We start from the raw sequence: 13,948 nt of genomic DNA, 5'->3' as shown, positions 1-13,948 counted from the left end.
AGGCGCCGCTTGAGCTTGAGGTCGAACTCACCAAAGGACTATAACAATGGCTCTCAGTAAAGAAGTGCCGGAGTTTGACATCGACGATGAGGTTCTCCTGATGGAGAGCAGCATCGATACGGATTCGATGTCGAATGATGAAGGGGCGGCTCCACCTTCCGTTCGTGCCAAATCCAAACACTCCGCATCGTTGAAACAGCACAAGTACATTGACTACACGCGGGCACTTGATGCCACGCAGCTGTATCTCAATGAAATTGGTTTCTCTCCCCTCCTTTCACCCGAAGAAGAAGTTCATTTTGCGCGCCTGTCGCAAAGTGGCGATCCGGCCGGGCGCAAGCGCATGATTGAAAGTAACCTGCGGCTGGTGGTGAAAATCGCCCGACGCTACGTCAATCGCGGGCTGTCGCTGCTGGACCTGATCGAAGAGGGCAACCTCGGCTTGATCCGGGCGGTGGAGAAGTTCGATCCGGAACGCGGTTTCCGCTTTTCGACCTACGCGACCTGGTGGATTCGTCAGACCATCGAACGCGCAATCATGAATCAAACCCGGACCATCCGGTTGCCGATCCATGTGGTCAAGGAGCTGAACGTATACCTGCGGGCCGCGCGGGAGCTGACGCAAAAACTCGACCATGAACCCTCTCCCGAAGAAATCGCCAACCTGCTGGAAAAACCGGTAGGAGAGGTCAAGCGTATGCTCGGCCTTAACGAACGGGTTTCTTCGGTCGACGTCTCGCTGGGTCCGGATTCGGATAAAACCCTGCTGGATACCCTGACTGACGACCGCCCAACCGATCCGTGCGAGCTGTTGCAGGACGACGACCTGTCCCAGAGCATCGATCAATGGCTCTCGGAATTGACCGACAAGCAACGCGAAGTGGTTGTACGCCGCTTCGGCCTGCGCGGTCATGAAAGCAGCACCCTTGAAGACGTCGGCCTGGAAATCGGCCTGACCCGGGAGCGGGTCAGACAGATTCAGGTGGAAGGCTTGAAGCGGCTGCGCGAGATCCTGGAAAAAAATGGTCTGTCGAGTGAGTCACTGTTCCAATAAGACACTCACTGCGATGGCAAAAGAAACCCCGACTGGCTCGGGGTTTTTTTTTGGTTGCGATTCAAAGGATGTACTCCGATCCAGTGTGGGAGCGGGCTTGCTCGCGAAGGCGGTCTAACCGGCAACATTGATGCTGAATGTGATGGCCTCTTCGCGAGCAAGCCCGCTCCCACAAGGGGGGCTGGCAGGCCCATTTCGCGTTAGCTCGGGATTTTGGTTGTGTGTTGTAAGTCTTGGCTTACTCTTGCGTAAGTGTTCGTTATTTTTACACCCTGACAGTCGTCTATTCCGAATGTCAGATGGTTTTATATTTATGATTTATAAGACTATTTTTTATAGTTGATGATGTGTGACAGTTAGACTTCGCGCCAATAGGCGATTGATCCCGGAGAGGAAAACTCTAGTATTCAGGTTGTGTCGACGGACAGACACATCCTTCAAGGATGAGGGAAATGGATATCGCGGGACGCGATTCATCAGGACGATGAAAAGGAATACAGGGAATAGGGAAAAAGTGTGGGCGGGTCAAACCGCCCCCTTTTTTTTGCCTGCAGAAAAGCAAAAAGGCCCTTGTGGGGCCTTTTTAGGGAACGCGGGGGTAATCAGCGTTCGAGGTGTTCGATCTTGCCTGGCTTGCCGTCCCATTCTGCGGAGTCGGGCAAAGGGTCTTTACGTTCAGTGATGTTTGGCCAGATTTCGGCCAGCTCTGCGTTCAGCTCGATGAAGTTTTCCATGCCGGCCGGAACCTCATCTTCAGAGAAGATAGCCACAGCAGGGCATTCAGGCTCGCACAGCGCGCAGTCGATGCACTCATCCGGGTGAATCACCAGGAAATTCGGGCCTTCGTAAAAGCAGTCCACCGGACAGACTTCTACGCAGTCGGTGTACTTGCACTTGATGCAGTTGTCGGTGACGACGAAGGTCATTTCTAATTTTCTCCTCAGGCGCGGCTTGCTGCGCCCCTTCTCGTAGGGGTCGCCAGGTTCGGGAGCGATAGTCTGCTGGCCAGGCTATTAGCCAGCAGCATCCCAAACCGCGCGAGATTCTAACAGCTTGCAAGCCGCTGCGTTAGATCCGTGTCTTTAGTGTATAGAGCATTTCGAGAGCACGGCGTGGCGTCATGTCGTCCAGGTCGAGCTTGGCCAGGTCATCCAGCACCGGGTGCGGCAGACTGGCAAACATGTCGCTTTGCTGTGGAGCAGCCGGTTTACCTTTGGCAGGTGCTGGCGACTCATGGGGCAGGGCGGTGTCTTCCAGGCGGCTCAAATGCTCGCGAGCACGGGTGATGACTTCGCTCGGTACGCCCGCCAGTTGCGCAACGGCCAGGCCGTAACTCTGGCTGGCCGGCCCAGGCAGCACGTGGTGCAGGAACACGATACGTTCATTGTGCTCGGTGGCATTGAGGTGCACGTTGGCCACCAGCGGCTGGGCTTCCGGCAGGACGGTCAGTTCAAAGTAGTGGGTGGCGAACAGCGTGTAGGCACGCAGATGTGCCAGGCGTTCGGCCGCCGCCCATGCCAGGGACAGGCCGTCGAAGGTGCTGGTGCCGCGCCCGACTTCATCCATCAGTACCAGGCTGCGCTCGGTGGCGTTGTGCAGAATGTTCGCGGTTTCGCTCATCTCCACCATGAAGGTCGAGCGCCCGCCGGCCAGGTCATCGCTGGAGCCGATCCGGGTGAAGATGCGATCGACCAGCGACAATTCGCAACTGGCCGCTGGCACGAAGCTGCCGATGTGCGCCAGGAGCACAATCAAAGCGGTCTGGCGCATATAGGTGGATTTACCGCCCATGTTCGGGCCGGTGATCACCAGCATGCGCGTGTTGTCGTCCAGGCTCAGGTCGTTGGCCACGAACGGCGTGGTCAGCACTTGCTCGACCACCGGGTGGCGGCCCTGGCTGATGCGCATGCACGGTTCACTGACGAAGCGCGGGCAGTTCAGGTCGAGGTTCAGTGCACGCTCGGCCAGGTTGCTCAAGACGTCCAGTTCGGCCAGGGCGCCGGCAGTGTCCTGCAACGGCGGCAACTGGGCGATCAGGTCTTCGAGCAGTGCTTCGTACAGCATCTTCTCGCGGGCCAGGGCACGGCTCTTGGCTGACAATGCCTTGTCTTCGAACGCCTTGAGTTCCGGCGTAATGAAGCGCTCGGCACCTTTGAGCGTCTGGCGGCGAATATAGTCGGCCGGTGCCGATTCCGCCTGCTTGCTTGGCAGCTCGATGAAGTAACCGTGGATGCGGTTGTAGCCGACCTTCAGGTGGGACAGGCCGGTGCGCGCCTTTTCCCGTGCTTCGAGGTCGATCAGGAATTGCCCGGCGTTTTCGCTGAGCGACTGCAGTTCGTCGAGTTCGCTGTCGTAGCCGGTTTTCAGCACGCCGCCGTCACGAATGACCGCGGGCGGGTTGTCGATGATGGCTTTTTCCAGGAGGGCTGCCAGTTCCGGGTAGGTACTGGTGGTGCTGGCGAGTTGCTGGAGGTGCGGGGCTTCGAGCTCGGTCATTGCCACTTGCAGTTCGGGCAGTGCACCGAGGGCGTCACGCAAGCGGGCGAGGTCGCGTGGGCGGGCATTGCGCAGGCCGATCCGCGCAAGAATCCGTTCGATGTCACCGATTTCCTTGAGCTGCGGTTGCAGTCTTTCGAAGCGGTAACCGTCGAGCAGGCAAGTGATCGAGGTCTGACGCGCCAACAGCACCGTCAAGTCGCGTAACGGGCGATTCAGCCAGCGAGTCAGCAGTCGGCTGCCCATGGCGGTCTGGCAACGGTCCACCACCGATTGCAGAGTGTTGTCGCGGCCGCCGGCCAGGTTGGTGTCGAGTTCCAGGTTGCGACGACTGGCGCCATCGAGCACCACGGTGTCGTCCAGGCGTTCATGACGCAAGCTGCGCAAATGGGGCAGGGCGGTGCGCTGGGTTTCCTTGGCGTAGGCCAGCAGGCAACCGGCGGCGCCGATGGCCAGGGTCAGGTTTTCGCAGCCAAAGCCTTTGAGGTCCTGGGTCGAGAATTGCTGGCACAGGCTTTTGAGCGCCGAATCGCGCTCGAAATCCCACGGCGCACGGCGACGCACACCCCGGCGTTTTTCCGCCGGCAAGTCCTTGGGCCAGTCATCCGGGATCAGCAGTTCCACGGGGTTGACCCGCTCCAGTTCCGCCAGCAGGTTTTCCCACCCCTTGATTTCCAGCACGCTGAAGTTGCCACTGGTAATGTCCAGCACCGCCAGGCCGAACAGGCGCTCATCGCCCAGGACGGCGGCGATCAGGTTGTCGCGGCGCTCATCGAGCAGCGCTTCGTCACTCACCGTCCCCGGTGTGATGATGCGCACGACCTGCCGCTCCACCGGCCCTTTGCTGGTGGCCGGGTCGCCGACCTGCTCGCAGATCACCACCGACTCGCCAAGCTTCACCAGTTTTGCCAGGTAACCCTCGGCGGCATGGTAAGGAATCCCGCACATCGGAATCGCCTGGCCAGCCGACTGCCCGCGGGCGGTCAGGGTGATGTCCAGCAACTTGGCGGCCTTCTTCGCGTCTTCATAGAAGATCTCGTAGAAGTCGCCCATGCGGTAGAACATCAGCTGGTCCGGGTGCTGGTTTTTCAGGCGCCAGTACTGCTGCATCATCGGGGTGTGGGAGGACAGGTCTGAGACGGCTTTATTCATCGGATTGTCAGGAAGCTCATTGAAAGAGGTGGGGCAAAAGCGGGGCAACGGCCGGGCTTTTCCGCGATGGGCGCAAGGTTACCATGGGCGCTCTACCCGACGCAGGCATCGCGGCCGGGTGACATCTTTTACGATGCAAAAAACAGGTTATGCATCGATTATGCAATTGGGCATTTGTCTTCTGCGAAAATAACCAGCACTATGCGCATTATGCAAAAACGCAACGTATCTACTGTCTTAAGAGCATTGCTCGACCAGCACGGGATCTCCCCCACGGAGCTTCACCGTCGTACCGGCGTGCCTCAATCCACGCTCTCGCGCATTCTCAGCGGGAAAATCGTCGATCCTTCGGATAAGCATATTTCGAAGATCGCCGAGTATTTCTCAGTGAGCACCGACCAGTTGCGTGGTCGCGCGGACGTCGCGCCTGCCGCTAATGCCAGGCGCGCTCCTGTGCATTCGGAACTCAAGGATATCAGTCTGTGGGACGACGATACCCCTGTCGATGACGACGAGGTGTCGGTCCCCTTTCTTCGCGAGGTAGAATTGGCCGCAGGGTCGGGAAGATTCGTCATCGAGGAAAGCGAGCGCTCTAGTCTGCGCTTCGGCAAGCGTAGCCTGCGCCATAACGGTGTGCAGTTCGACCAGGCCAAATGCGTGACCGTGCGGGGCAACAGCATGCTGCCGGTACTGCGCGACGGCGCCACGGTCGGCGTCAATGCCGGCAAGTGCGGTATTGGCGATATCGTTGACGGCGACCTTTATGCAATCAATCACAACGGCCAATTGCGGGTGAAGCAGCTGTATCGCCTGCCGACCGGGATTCGCTTGCGCAGCTTCAACCGCGACGAGCATCCGGACGAGGATTACACTTTTCAGGAAATCCAGGAGGAGCCGATTGTTATCCTCGGACATGTCTTCTGGTGGGGTATGTACGCCCGCTAACGCCCTCTGCGTTCAGATAAAACCCGCTTCCTGAGCGGGTTTTTTTCGTTTGCTGAAAGCATCGGATTGTCTTTATTTATGCGTTCGTGCATTGACCGCGTATGCATATATGCATAGTCTTGCTACCTATCTTCAAGAACGCAGTGTGACCGTTCACTCAGGGAGGCATGAAATGACCGCTGAGCAATATGCGTTGCTGGACATGCCTCTTTGGCTGCTCATTATCCTTCCAGTTCTCGGTGGCGTAACCGGTGAGATGTGGCGTGCCGATAAAGAAGGCGTTCGTGGTTGGCCCCTTGTCCGGCGCCTGAGCCTGCGGTCTGGCTCCAGCATGATCTGCGGCGCCTCGGTCATCATGCTGTTGCACGCCGCCAATGTTTCCATTTGGGCGGCTTGTGCGGGAGGTTGTTTAGCGGCAATGGCCGGGACAGACGTAGTTTTAGGGTTGTATGAACGTTGGGCGGCCAGGCGCATGGGTGTCGGTCATGGTCCATCCGGTGACGTGGAAGATTGAATCCCCTGGCAGGCCTTTTCCAGAGCCTCTGGTTCTTTACATTTTGATCGGTCCTGTCGCTTGCAAGTGCAGTCTGCTGGTGTACGGTTAACCCATCCCGCCCCATCAGGAGATGACCGTGAAAGTAATTACCCAGCTCGCCGCTGACCTTGGCAGGCAATTGCAGATTCTCAATGCCCACGTTTCCACGGCCGAGTCCTGCACCGGAGGCGGGATCGCCGAGGCGATCACCCGTATTCCTGGCAGCTCGGCGTGGTTCGAGGCCGGTTACGTCACCTATTCCAATCTGCAGAAGAACCTGCAACTGGATGTTCCTGTGGAGTTGTTCACCACGGTGGGGGCGGTCAGTCGCGAGGTGGTCGAAGCGATGGCCAGGGGGGCGCAGGAGAAAAGTCGCGCGTATTTTTCCGTGGCGGTCAGTGGCGTAGCCGGGCCGGACGGAGGTTCGCCGAGTAAGCCGGTGGGGACGGTTTGGTTGGCCTGGGGCGTGGGCGAGCGTGTGTTCAGCGAGTTGCAACACTTCGCCGGTGACCGCGACGAGGTGCGCCGACAAACGGTGAAGGCCGCGCTAGAGGGGCTGCTGCGGTATGCCGCGGCAGAAATCTCAAATCAGGGGTAGGCGATCCGGAATCGCTGTGGAATAATACTGGCTACTTATACAGGTGTTGGCCGTCAGGCCTTATTGATTACGTGAGGACTTTAATGGACGACAACAAGAAGAAAGCCTTGGCTGCGGCCCTGGGTCAGATCGAACGTCAATTCGGCAAGGGTGCCGTAATGCGTATGGGCGATCAGGACCGTCAGGCGATCCCGGCCATTTCCACTGGCTCTCTGGGTCTGGACATCGCTCTCGGCATCGGCGGCCTGCCAAAAGGCCGTATTGTTGAAATCTACGGTCCTGAATCTTCCGGTAAAACCACGCTGACCTTGTCCGTGATCGCCCAGGCTCAAAAAGCCGGCGCGACCTGCGCATTCGTCGACGCCGAGCACGCCCTCGACCCTGAGTACGCCGGCAAGCTGGGCGTCAACGTCGACGACCTGCTGGTTTCCCAGCCGGACACCGGCGAGCAGGCCCTGGAAATCACCGACATGCTGGTGCGTTCCAACGCGGTTGACGTGATCATCGTCGACTCCGTAGCCGCCCTGGTGCCAAAGGCCGAAATCGAAGGCGAAATGGGTGACATGCACGTGGGGCTGCAAGCCCGCCTGATGTCCCAGGCGCTGCGTAAAATCACCGGTAACATCAAGAACGCCAATTGCCTGGTGATCTTCATCAACCAGATCCGCATGAAGATCGGCGTGATGTTCGGCAGCCCGGAAACCACCACCGGTGGTAACGCACTGAAGTTCTACGCATCGGTTCGTCTGGACATCCGTCGTACTGGCGCGGTGAAGGAAGGTGATGAAGTCGTCGGTAGCGAAACCCGCGTCAAGGTCGTGAAGAACAAGGTGGCTTCGCCGTTCCGTCAGGCCGAGTTCCAGATTCTTTACGGCAAGGGCATCTACCTCAACGGTGAGATGATCGACCTGGGTGTTCTGCACGGTTTCGTTGAGAAGTCCGGTGCCTGGTATGCCTATGAAGGCACCAAGATCGGTCAGGGCAAGGCCAACTCGGCCAAGTTCCTGGCGGACAACCCGGAAGTCGCGGCAAAGCTGGAGAAGCAACTGCGTGACAAGCTCCTGTCCCCGGCATCCGTAGCAGACGCCAAAGCTTCTGTGGTCAAAGAGACCGAAGACGACCTGGTTGACGCAGATATCTGATCGAAGCGATGACTGCCGTACTCGATACACTCGTCGCGGTGCGGCGAACCGCAATGGACCTGCTCGCACGACGCGAGCACGGTCGAGTCGAGCTGACGCGTAAACTGCGTCAGCGCGGCGCCCTCCCCGAAATGATCGAAACAGCACTCGACCGGTTGACGGAAGAGGGGTTGTTGTCTGAAACCCGTTACCTTGAAAGTTTTGTTTCCTACCGTGCCCGTTCCGGTTATGGCCCTTTACGCATTCGTGAAGAGTTGAGCCAGCGCGGCCTGCAGCGCACCGATATTGAACTCGCCCTGCGCGAGAGCGGTATCGACTGGCAGGAGCAACTGGCCGACACCTGGCGGCGCAAGTTCTCCGGGCAATTGCCGGCGGATGCCCGGGAGCGAGCCAAACAAGGCCGGTTCCTGGCGTATCGGGGATACTCCATGGAAATGATCAACCGTCTGTTCAGCGGTCGAGGGATGGACGACTGAACTGAAACGGCCCGCTATTTCGATAGCGGGCCGTTTTTTTATGCCTCACGTAACCTTTGACGACTCCCGCGTACGCTGCTGTACCTGGGGTTTTGATAGTGTCCAGTTTTCCGGCAGGTTGATGTAGTCCACAAGTTCGCGTAGACGGCCATGGTTGCGGGCGTTGAAGTTGAAGACCAGCCGCACCAGGTGGCTGAATTCGGCTTCGTCATGGGCCTCACCACTGTGAGCGTGCTGATGGAAATGATCGCTCAGACACAGGTCGGCGAAAGCCTCCTGCATATGCTCGAGTGCCCGGTCGTTGAGTGTGTGATTCATGCGAATCAGGAACTGATGCTTGAGCCAGCGACTGGAGTGGAAGTTGCTGTAGAACTGGTTGATGTGTTCTACCGCTTCTTCGACGCTGTAAACCAGCTTCACCAGCTTCATGTCAGTGGGCAGGATGTAACCGTTTTCCTCCAGTTGCTGATGAATGAAGTCCAGCGCGCCTTGCCAGAATTTGCCGCCCGGTGTGTCCAGTAGCACTACTGGCACCAATGGGCTCTTGCCGGTCTGGATCAGCGTCAGCACTTCCAGCGCTTCATCCAGCGTACCGAAGCCGCCCGGGCACAGCACCAGGGCGTCGGCTTCCTTGACGAAGAACAGCTTGCGGGTGAAGAAAAAATGGAACGGCAGCAGGTTGGTCGTGCCGTCGACCGTGGGGTTGGCATGCTGTTCGAAGGGCAGGGTGATATTGAACCCCAGGCTGTGTGTCAGGCCGGCTCCTTCATGAGCCGCGGCCATGATGCCGCCACCGGCGCCGGTAATGACCATCATATCCGAGCGCGCCAGCGCGGCACCGAGCTCCCGGGCCATGCTGTAGAGCGGATGTTCCATGGGGGTGCGGGCCGAACCGAACACCGTGACTTTACGTCGCCCCTTGAATTGTTCAAGCACGCGGAAAGCCTGTTCCAACTCACGCAGGGCTTGCAGGGTGATTTTGGCATTCCAGCGATTGTGGTCTTCCTGGGCCATGCGCAGCACGGTCAGGATCATGTCGCGGTAGATCGGGATGTTCGGGCTGTCGGGTGAAATCAGCTTGAGTTGTTCTTCGACCTTGCTGATGAGGTCATGGCCGCTCTCTTCAAAATGACGGCTCAGGAGGTCATTCGGTTGGTAAGGCATTCAACTTCTCCTTCTGCACAGAACCCTCGGCCCGAGAATGTACGTCGGTGCCACGACACATCATGTGTCGCTGTCTGCCCAGGCCCGTGCCTGGGCGATCTACTTGATCCGAAAGGCATCGGATCATCCAAACAGGCTCTGTTTTTCCCTTGGATGAAAGAAACGTTCGCACAACATGACAAGCGACGGGCAGCCCCTTTCCAGCCCAGAAAAAGTAAACGTTGATACCCTGAAATCTAGACCTTCACAGTGATTTGCGCTGACTTGATCATTGCGCCACAAAGTCTTTCCTGGCAACCGCTTATTGACGATTTGCAAGGTGCTTTCACCGCTCGTCTGAACGTACGTCGTATGTGCGGCACTCTGATTTACTAAGTTACAGGCGTCACACGACAACTTTGCGTCAACGGCAGGGCGCACGGTACAAGCGGATTAAGGATTTATCGCTCAAACATGAGTGAAGTGCAGGGAGGCGGGAAACCATGGCCAGAGTCGTTCTGGAGATCGATACGCAACTGTATCGATTGCTGAAGACATCAGCCGAGACCAATCACTTGAGTCTCGAAGAGGAGTGCTGCCGGCGTTTACGCGGCGGCGAACGCCGTTCACATTACTTGCAGGCGCTGTTGGCAGAATTGCGCGCCGAGGATGAACAGCGGCGCGCCAATTCCCGGTGATTACTTTTTCTTCTTGGCCGGTTGCAGGCAATCCGATTCCTGGAAGCTTGCGGAGCCGACCGGGCGGTTGCTCTTCACCTCGGTGAAGTCGTAGCGCATGATCGCGCCCTTGGCCATCAGCTTGCGAAAGCCTTCGTTTCTGCAGACAGACGCTCCCAACTGAAAGTACACGGCTTTCGGGTCTGCACGCATCTTGTCGGCGTGGCTGCTCTGCACGCTCAGATGGTTGATCAACTGTTTGCCTTCAACGGTGTAGCCTTGATCGAGTATGTCTTCGTTGATCGCTCGTGGAGTGCCGACGCTGCTCTGGGTGGCGACGTTTTGCAGCATTTTGTTCAGTTCCGTGTCTTTCAAGGACGCAGCCTGAGCGTTGAAGGACGACGCCAGCAAAATGGCCGCGGTAGGAACGATAAGGCGCAGCATGAAACTCTCCTGGTTCAGTGATGGGGGTTGGACCCGTCACGTGACTGTGCGTTCAGTGGCGGCGAATTATAGGGGAGGCGGGCTGGACGGTACAGGCTTGCGCCGGGCGGTCTGGTAAACTGCTGGCACTTTTTACCCTGTCGAGTGTTTTTCGTGTCGATTTCCGTTTTTTGTCGGCGTTGCCTGCGATGAGCCGTGCCTGCGCGCGATTTGCATTGAATGCTGTAGCCCGCCTGCGCGACCAGCGCGAGGAGGAGGGCATCAAGCCGATTCAGGCTCGTGGTTGGCGCGCCCCGCGTTGCCGTGATTGCCGGGTGATCGAGAGCCACTGCCTGTGCGCATGGCGTCCCCAGGTCGAAACCCGCTCTGGCGTGTGCCTGATCATGACCAACAAGGAAGTCTTCAAGCCGAGCAACACCGGTTGGCTGATCGCCGATGTGGTGCCTGACAATCATGCCTTCATCTGGTCCCGTACCGAGGTCGATCCGCAGTTGCTGGCGCTGTTGTCCGACCCGCAATGGCAGCCTTACCTGGTGTTTCCAGGTGAGTACGTCGAGCCTGAGCGTGTGACAAACAGCGTGGACGTCGATGGCACCAGGCGCCCGTTGTTCATTCTGTTGGATGCGACCTGGACCGAAGCGCGGAAGATCTTTCGCAAGAGCCCCTATTTCGACCGACTGCCAATCCTCAGTCTATTGCCCGAGAAGCTCTCCCGTTACCGCTTGCGCCGATCAACCCGCAGCGAACATCTGTGTACGGCGGAGGTTGCCGCGCTGTGCCTCGATCTTGCAGGCGATGTGGCCGCTGCATCGGCGCTGGATGCCTATTTCGATGTGTTCAGCCAGCATTACCTCGATGCCAAACATCAGCTGGAAATGAACGTTTCGACCCCGGCGCATGCCGAGTTAATGCCCTATGTTCAGTCGGCAAGCCCGTTGATGGACTGATTGTTGCGCATGCTGCAATAAAGTGTCCTGGCCATGCAGCTTGACCACCCTGGCTTCGCTGGGCATGCTTGGCGCCGGTCAGGGTGCGGCCAGAGTTTGCAACGCGGTTTTGCGTTGAGCGTGCCTTGTCAGTGCAGCTCCGTGGCTGTGCCTTGAGTTGCTTTGGCGAGGTCCGAATGCATCGGGCGCTCCATGAAAAACAGGATCATTTGAAAAATGGCCACATACGAAATCCTGATTGCCGATGACCACCCACTTTTTCGTAGTGCCTTGCATCAAGCGCTGACCCTCGGCCTTGGCCCGGATGTCCGCCTGGTGGAAGTGGCGAGCATCGCCGAACTGGAAGTCCGCCTGACGGAAAAGTCCGATTGGGATTTGGTACTGCTGGACCTGAACATGCCGGGGGCCTATGGTTTTTCCGGGCTGGTCCTGCTGCGCGGTCAGTACCCGCAGATTCCGGTGGTCATGGTCTCGGCCCAGGAAGAGTCGACCATCATGGTCAAGTCTCGTGAATTCGGCGCCAGTGGCTTCATTCCAAAATCCAGCGACTTGAGCGTGATCCAGAAAGCCGTGCGGGCGGTCCTCGATGGTGATGTGTTCTGGCCACCGCAGGCGTTCGAAGCGGTCAGCGTCTCAGCGGAGGCCAAGGCGGCCAGCGAAGGCCTCGCCAGTCTGACGCCGCAGCAATTCCGGGTGCTGACCATGGTCTGCGAAGGTTTGCTGAACAAGCAGATCGCCTACGAGTTGAGTGTTTCCGAGGCGACTATCAAGGCGCACGTAACCGCGATTTTCCGTAAACTGAATGTGCGGACCCGGACCCAGGCTGCGCTGCTCTTGCAACAACTTGAGTCAATTTCCAGCCATTAAAGGCTGGCAACTTCACGCTTTTTTGACTTTGGTTGAACTAGCTTTCCCACTTCTTTTTTGTCAGTTGCCCACTCTATGTCACCTTTCAAAGGCCAGACCGGCCTGAAACGAATTCTCAATGCTTCCGGTTATTCGCTCGACGGCCTGCGCGCAGCCTTCACCGGAGAAGCAGCCTTTCGGCAACTGGTATTGCTCAACGTCATCCTGATTCCTTTGTCGTTCTTCCTGAATGTCAGTCGGGTCGAACGGGCATTGTTGATCGCGGTCTGCCTGTTGGCGCTGATCGTCGAACTGCTCAACTCGGCCGTGGAAGCGGCCATCGACCGCATTTCCCTTGAGCGGCACCCGCTGTCCAAGAATGCCAAGGACATGGGCAGTGCCGCCCAGTTCGTGGCATTGAGCATGATTGCCCTGGTGTGGGCGGTGATTCTGCTCTAAGCGATCGTCGGCAGCACGATCTCGTCGCTGCGCTGAACCCCGGCGGTGAAGGCGCGGCACAGATCGAGAAACTCGCGCATCGCCGATGTCTGATATTTCTGTTTATGCCAGATGAAGTAGAACTGTCGCGCCAGATCCAGATCCGGCGTCTCGACAGGCACCAGGCTGCCGCGGCGGAATGCGTCGCGCAATGCCAGCCTGGAAATGCAGCCAATCCCCAAACCAGACTCCACTGCGCGTTTGATCGCTTCGGTGTGCTCAAGCTCCAGGCGGATATTTAAAGAAGTGCGGTGATGGCGCATGGCTTGATCGAAGGTCAACCGCGTGCCGGAGCCCTGTTCGCGCAAGATCCAGGCTTCGTGGCTCAACTCGTCCATGGAGGCCGTGCCGCGCTTGGCCAGCGGATGCTGAGGGGCGCAAAACACCACCAATTCGTCCTCGACCCAGCTTTGTACTTCGATGTCCGGGTGACTGCAGTCACCTTCAATCAGACCTAGATCAATTTCATAGTGGGCCACTTGTTGCACGATATTGGCAGTGTTCTGCACGTGCAGCTTCACCTGGCTTTCCGGATGGCGCTGCATGAAGCTGCCGATCAGCAGGGTGGCCAGGTAATTGCCGATGGTCAGGGTCGCGCCCACAGCCAGCGAGCCGAAACCGGACTTTCCATTGAGTAGATCTTCGATTTCCTTGGCCTGGTCCAGCAGCGCGACGGCTTGCGGCAACAGTTGTTTGCCGAGGGCGTTCAGGCTCAACCGTTTGCCGGCACGGTCGAACAACTGGCAGCTGCACTGGCGCTCCAGTTCGGTGATCGAGGTGCTCGCCGCCGATTGCGAGAGGTTGAGCAGGCCCGCAGCACGGGACACGCTTTCCTGCTGGGCGACAGCGACGAATACTTGAAGTTGACGGAGAGTAAATCGCATATCGATATAACCGATAACCCTTATCTTAATAATCCATTTAACAGATATTGTCTCTGCCTTTAGAATGCGATGCAATTGCGCAGAGTTGGCTTTCTTGCAGAGCACACCGAA

15 protein-coding genes are annotated in these 13,948 nt (G+C 58.0%); 10 read left to right on the top strand and 5 right to left on the bottom strand.

Features of this window, described 5'->3' with window-relative positions; genetic code table 11:
• Window positions 1-46: 46 nt before the first annotated feature.
• Window positions 47-1,054, top strand: coding sequence for an RNA polymerase sigma factor RpoS (rpoS, locus tag ABIA48_RS08635; protein WP_007990225.1), 1,008 nt, complete (start codon window positions 47-49; stop codon window positions 1,052-1,054).
• A gap of 602 nt (window positions 1,055-1,656) precedes the next feature.
• On the opposite strand, the gene fdxA is transcribed toward rpoS, so the two are convergent.
• Window positions 1,657-1,980, bottom strand: a complete 324-nt coding sequence (fdxA, locus tag ABIA48_RS08630; RefSeq protein WP_277535151.1) for a ferredoxin FdxA — start codon at window positions 1,978-1,980, stop codon at window positions 1,657-1,659.
• A 142-nt stretch (window positions 1,981-2,122) separates the two neighbouring features.
• On the bottom strand, window positions 2,123-4,702 hold the full coding sequence (gene mutS, locus ABIA48_RS08625; protein ID WP_429487931.1) for a DNA mismatch repair protein MutS: 2,580 nt from the start codon (window positions 4,700-4,702) through the stop codon (window positions 2,123-2,125).
• A gap of 210 nt (window positions 4,703-4,912) precedes the next feature.
• Here mutS and ABIA48_RS08620 point away from each other — a divergent pair, with 210 nt between their 5' ends.
• The 5 genes from ABIA48_RS08620 to recX all read left to right on the top strand — a co-directional run bounded on the left by ABIA48_RS08620 (window position 4,913) and on the right by recX (window position 8,398).
• Window positions 4,913-5,647: a LexA family transcriptional regulator gene (locus ABIA48_RS08620; RefSeq protein WP_429492821.1), complete on the top strand. Its 735-nt coding sequence runs from the start codon at window positions 4,913-4,915 to the stop codon at window positions 5,645-5,647.
• Between the two features lie 172 nt (window positions 5,648-5,819).
• On the top strand, window positions 5,820-6,161 hold the full coding sequence (locus ABIA48_RS08615; protein ID WP_429487929.1) for a phage holin family protein: 342 nt from the start codon (window positions 5,820-5,822) through the stop codon (window positions 6,159-6,161).
• A 118-nt stretch (window positions 6,162-6,279) separates the two neighbouring features.
• Entirely contained in the window at window positions 6,280-6,780 is a 501-nt protein-coding gene (locus ABIA48_RS08610; RefSeq protein WP_007971146.1) for a CinA family protein, read from the top strand.
• Between the two features lie 83 nt (window positions 6,781-6,863).
• Complete coding sequence (gene recA, locus ABIA48_RS08605) at window positions 6,864-7,922, top strand: recombinase RecA (RefSeq protein ID WP_277535159.1); 1,059 nt, start codon at window positions 6,864-6,866, stop codon at window positions 7,920-7,922.
• Window positions 7,923-7,930: 8 nt separating this feature from the next.
• Window positions 7,931-8,398, top strand: coding sequence for a recombination regulator RecX (recX, locus tag ABIA48_RS08600; protein ID WP_008054083.1), 468 nt, complete (start codon window positions 7,931-7,933; stop codon window positions 8,396-8,398).
• A gap of 45 nt (window positions 8,399-8,443) precedes the next feature.
• On the opposite strand, the gene ABIA48_RS08595 is transcribed toward recX, so the two are convergent.
• Window positions 8,444-9,562: a TIGR00730 family Rossman fold protein gene (locus tag ABIA48_RS08595; protein ID WP_429487926.1), complete on the bottom strand. Its 1,119-nt coding sequence runs from the start codon at window positions 9,560-9,562 to the stop codon at window positions 8,444-8,446.
• Window positions 9,563-10,044: 482 nt separating this feature from the next.
• Between ABIA48_RS08595 and ABIA48_RS08590 the strand changes: the two genes are divergently transcribed.
• Window positions 10,045-10,239 carry a hypothetical protein gene (locus ABIA48_RS08590; RefSeq protein ID WP_007990206.1) on the top strand — a complete coding sequence of 65 codons (195 nt, stop codon included), beginning with the start codon at window positions 10,045-10,047 and terminating at the stop codon, window positions 10,237-10,239.
• Here the strand turns inward: ABIA48_RS08590 and ABIA48_RS08585 are convergent, their stop codons facing one another.
• A complete protein-coding gene (locus tag ABIA48_RS08585; RefSeq protein ID WP_429487924.1) occupies window positions 10,240-10,662 on the bottom strand; it encodes a PA3611 family quorum-sensing-regulated virulence factor in 423 nt (140 codons plus the stop codon).
• Between the two features lie 188 nt (window positions 10,663-10,850).
• Here ABIA48_RS08585 and ABIA48_RS08580 point away from each other — a divergent pair, with 188 nt between their 5' ends.
• The 3 genes from ABIA48_RS08580 to ABIA48_RS08570 all read left to right on the top strand — a co-directional run bounded on the left by ABIA48_RS08580 (window position 10,851) and on the right by ABIA48_RS08570 (window position 12,914).
• Window positions 10,851-11,609: a tRNA-uridine aminocarboxypropyltransferase gene (locus ABIA48_RS08580; RefSeq protein ID WP_429487922.1), complete on the top strand. Its 759-nt coding sequence runs from the start codon at window positions 10,851-10,853 to the stop codon at window positions 11,607-11,609.
• A 216-nt stretch (window positions 11,610-11,825) separates the two neighbouring features.
• Window positions 11,826-12,476 (top strand): response regulator transcription factor ErdR, encoded by a 651-nt coding sequence (gene erdR, locus ABIA48_RS08575; protein ID WP_007990201.1) that lies wholly within the window; start codon window positions 11,826-11,828, stop codon window positions 12,474-12,476.
• A 75-nt stretch (window positions 12,477-12,551) separates the two neighbouring features.
• Complete coding sequence (locus ABIA48_RS08570; RefSeq protein WP_007996906.1) at window positions 12,552-12,914, top strand: diacylglycerol kinase; 363 nt, start codon at window positions 12,552-12,554, stop codon at window positions 12,912-12,914.
• Here the strand turns inward: ABIA48_RS08570 and ABIA48_RS08565 are convergent.
• Window positions 12,911-13,837: a LysR family transcriptional regulator gene (locus ABIA48_RS08565; protein WP_033063546.1), complete on the bottom strand. Its 927-nt coding sequence runs from the start codon at window positions 13,835-13,837 to the stop codon at window positions 12,911-12,913. The genes ABIA48_RS08570 and ABIA48_RS08565 overlap by 4 nt on opposite strands.
• Window positions 13,838-13,948: the final 111 nt, after the last annotated feature.

This window comes from Pseudomonas sp. S30_BP2TU TE3576 (genome assembly GCF_050436025.1).
Taxonomy (GTDB): domain Bacteria; phylum Pseudomonadota; class Gammaproteobacteria; order Pseudomonadales; family Pseudomonadaceae; genus Aquipseudomonas.
The sequence above is the reverse complement of the archived record's forward strand: the minus strand, read 5'-3'. Positions and strand labels throughout refer to the sequence as shown.

Excerpts from the sequence above, each read along its gene's own strand:
- ABIA48_RS08570 (WP_007996906.1), top strand. The coding sequence starts at position 12,552 with ATGTCACCTTTCAAAGGCCAGACCGGCCTGAAACGAATTCTCAATGCT.
- recX (WP_008054083.1), top strand. The coding sequence starts at position 7,931 with ATGACTGCCGTACTCGATACACTCGTCGCGGTGCGGCGAACCGCAATG.
- ABIA48_RS08580 (WP_429487922.1), top strand. The coding sequence starts at position 10,851 with ATGAGCCGTGCCTGCGCGCGATTTGCATTGAATGCTGTAGCCCGCCTG.
- ABIA48_RS08620 (WP_429492821.1), top strand. The coding sequence starts at position 4,913 with ATGCAAAAACGCAACGTATCTACTGTCTTAAGAGCATTGCTCGACCAG.
- mutS (WP_429487931.1), bottom strand. The coding sequence starts at position 4,702 with ATGAATAAAGCCGTCTCAGACCTGTCCTCCCACACCCCGATGATGCAG.
- ABIA48_RS08590 (WP_007990206.1), top strand. The coding sequence starts at position 10,045 with ATGGCCAGAGTCGTTCTGGAGATCGATACGCAACTGTATCGATTGCTG.
- ABIA48_RS08595 (WP_429487926.1), bottom strand. The coding sequence starts at position 9,562 with ATGCCTTACCAACCGAATGACCTCCTGAGCCGTCATTTTGAAGAGAGC.
- erdR (WP_007990201.1), top strand. The coding sequence starts at position 11,826 with ATGGCCACATACGAAATCCTGATTGCCGATGACCACCCACTTTTTCGT.
- ABIA48_RS08565 (WP_033063546.1), bottom strand. The coding sequence starts at position 13,837 with ATGCGATTTACTCTCCGTCAACTTCAAGTATTCGTCGCTGTCGCCCAG.
- ABIA48_RS08585 (WP_429487924.1), bottom strand. The coding sequence starts at position 10,662 with ATGCTGCGCCTTATCGTTCCTACCGCGGCCATTTTGCTGGCGTCGTCC.
- rpoS (WP_007990225.1), top strand. The coding sequence starts at position 47 with ATGGCTCTCAGTAAAGAAGTGCCGGAGTTTGACATCGACGATGAGGTT.
- recA (WP_277535159.1), top strand. The coding sequence starts at position 6,864 with ATGGACGACAACAAGAAGAAAGCCTTGGCTGCGGCCCTGGGTCAGATC.
- ABIA48_RS08615 (WP_429487929.1), top strand. The coding sequence starts at position 5,820 with ATGACCGCTGAGCAATATGCGTTGCTGGACATGCCTCTTTGGCTGCTC.
- fdxA (WP_277535151.1), bottom strand. The coding sequence starts at position 1,980 with ATGACCTTCGTCGTCACCGACAACTGCATCAAGTGCAAGTACACCGAC.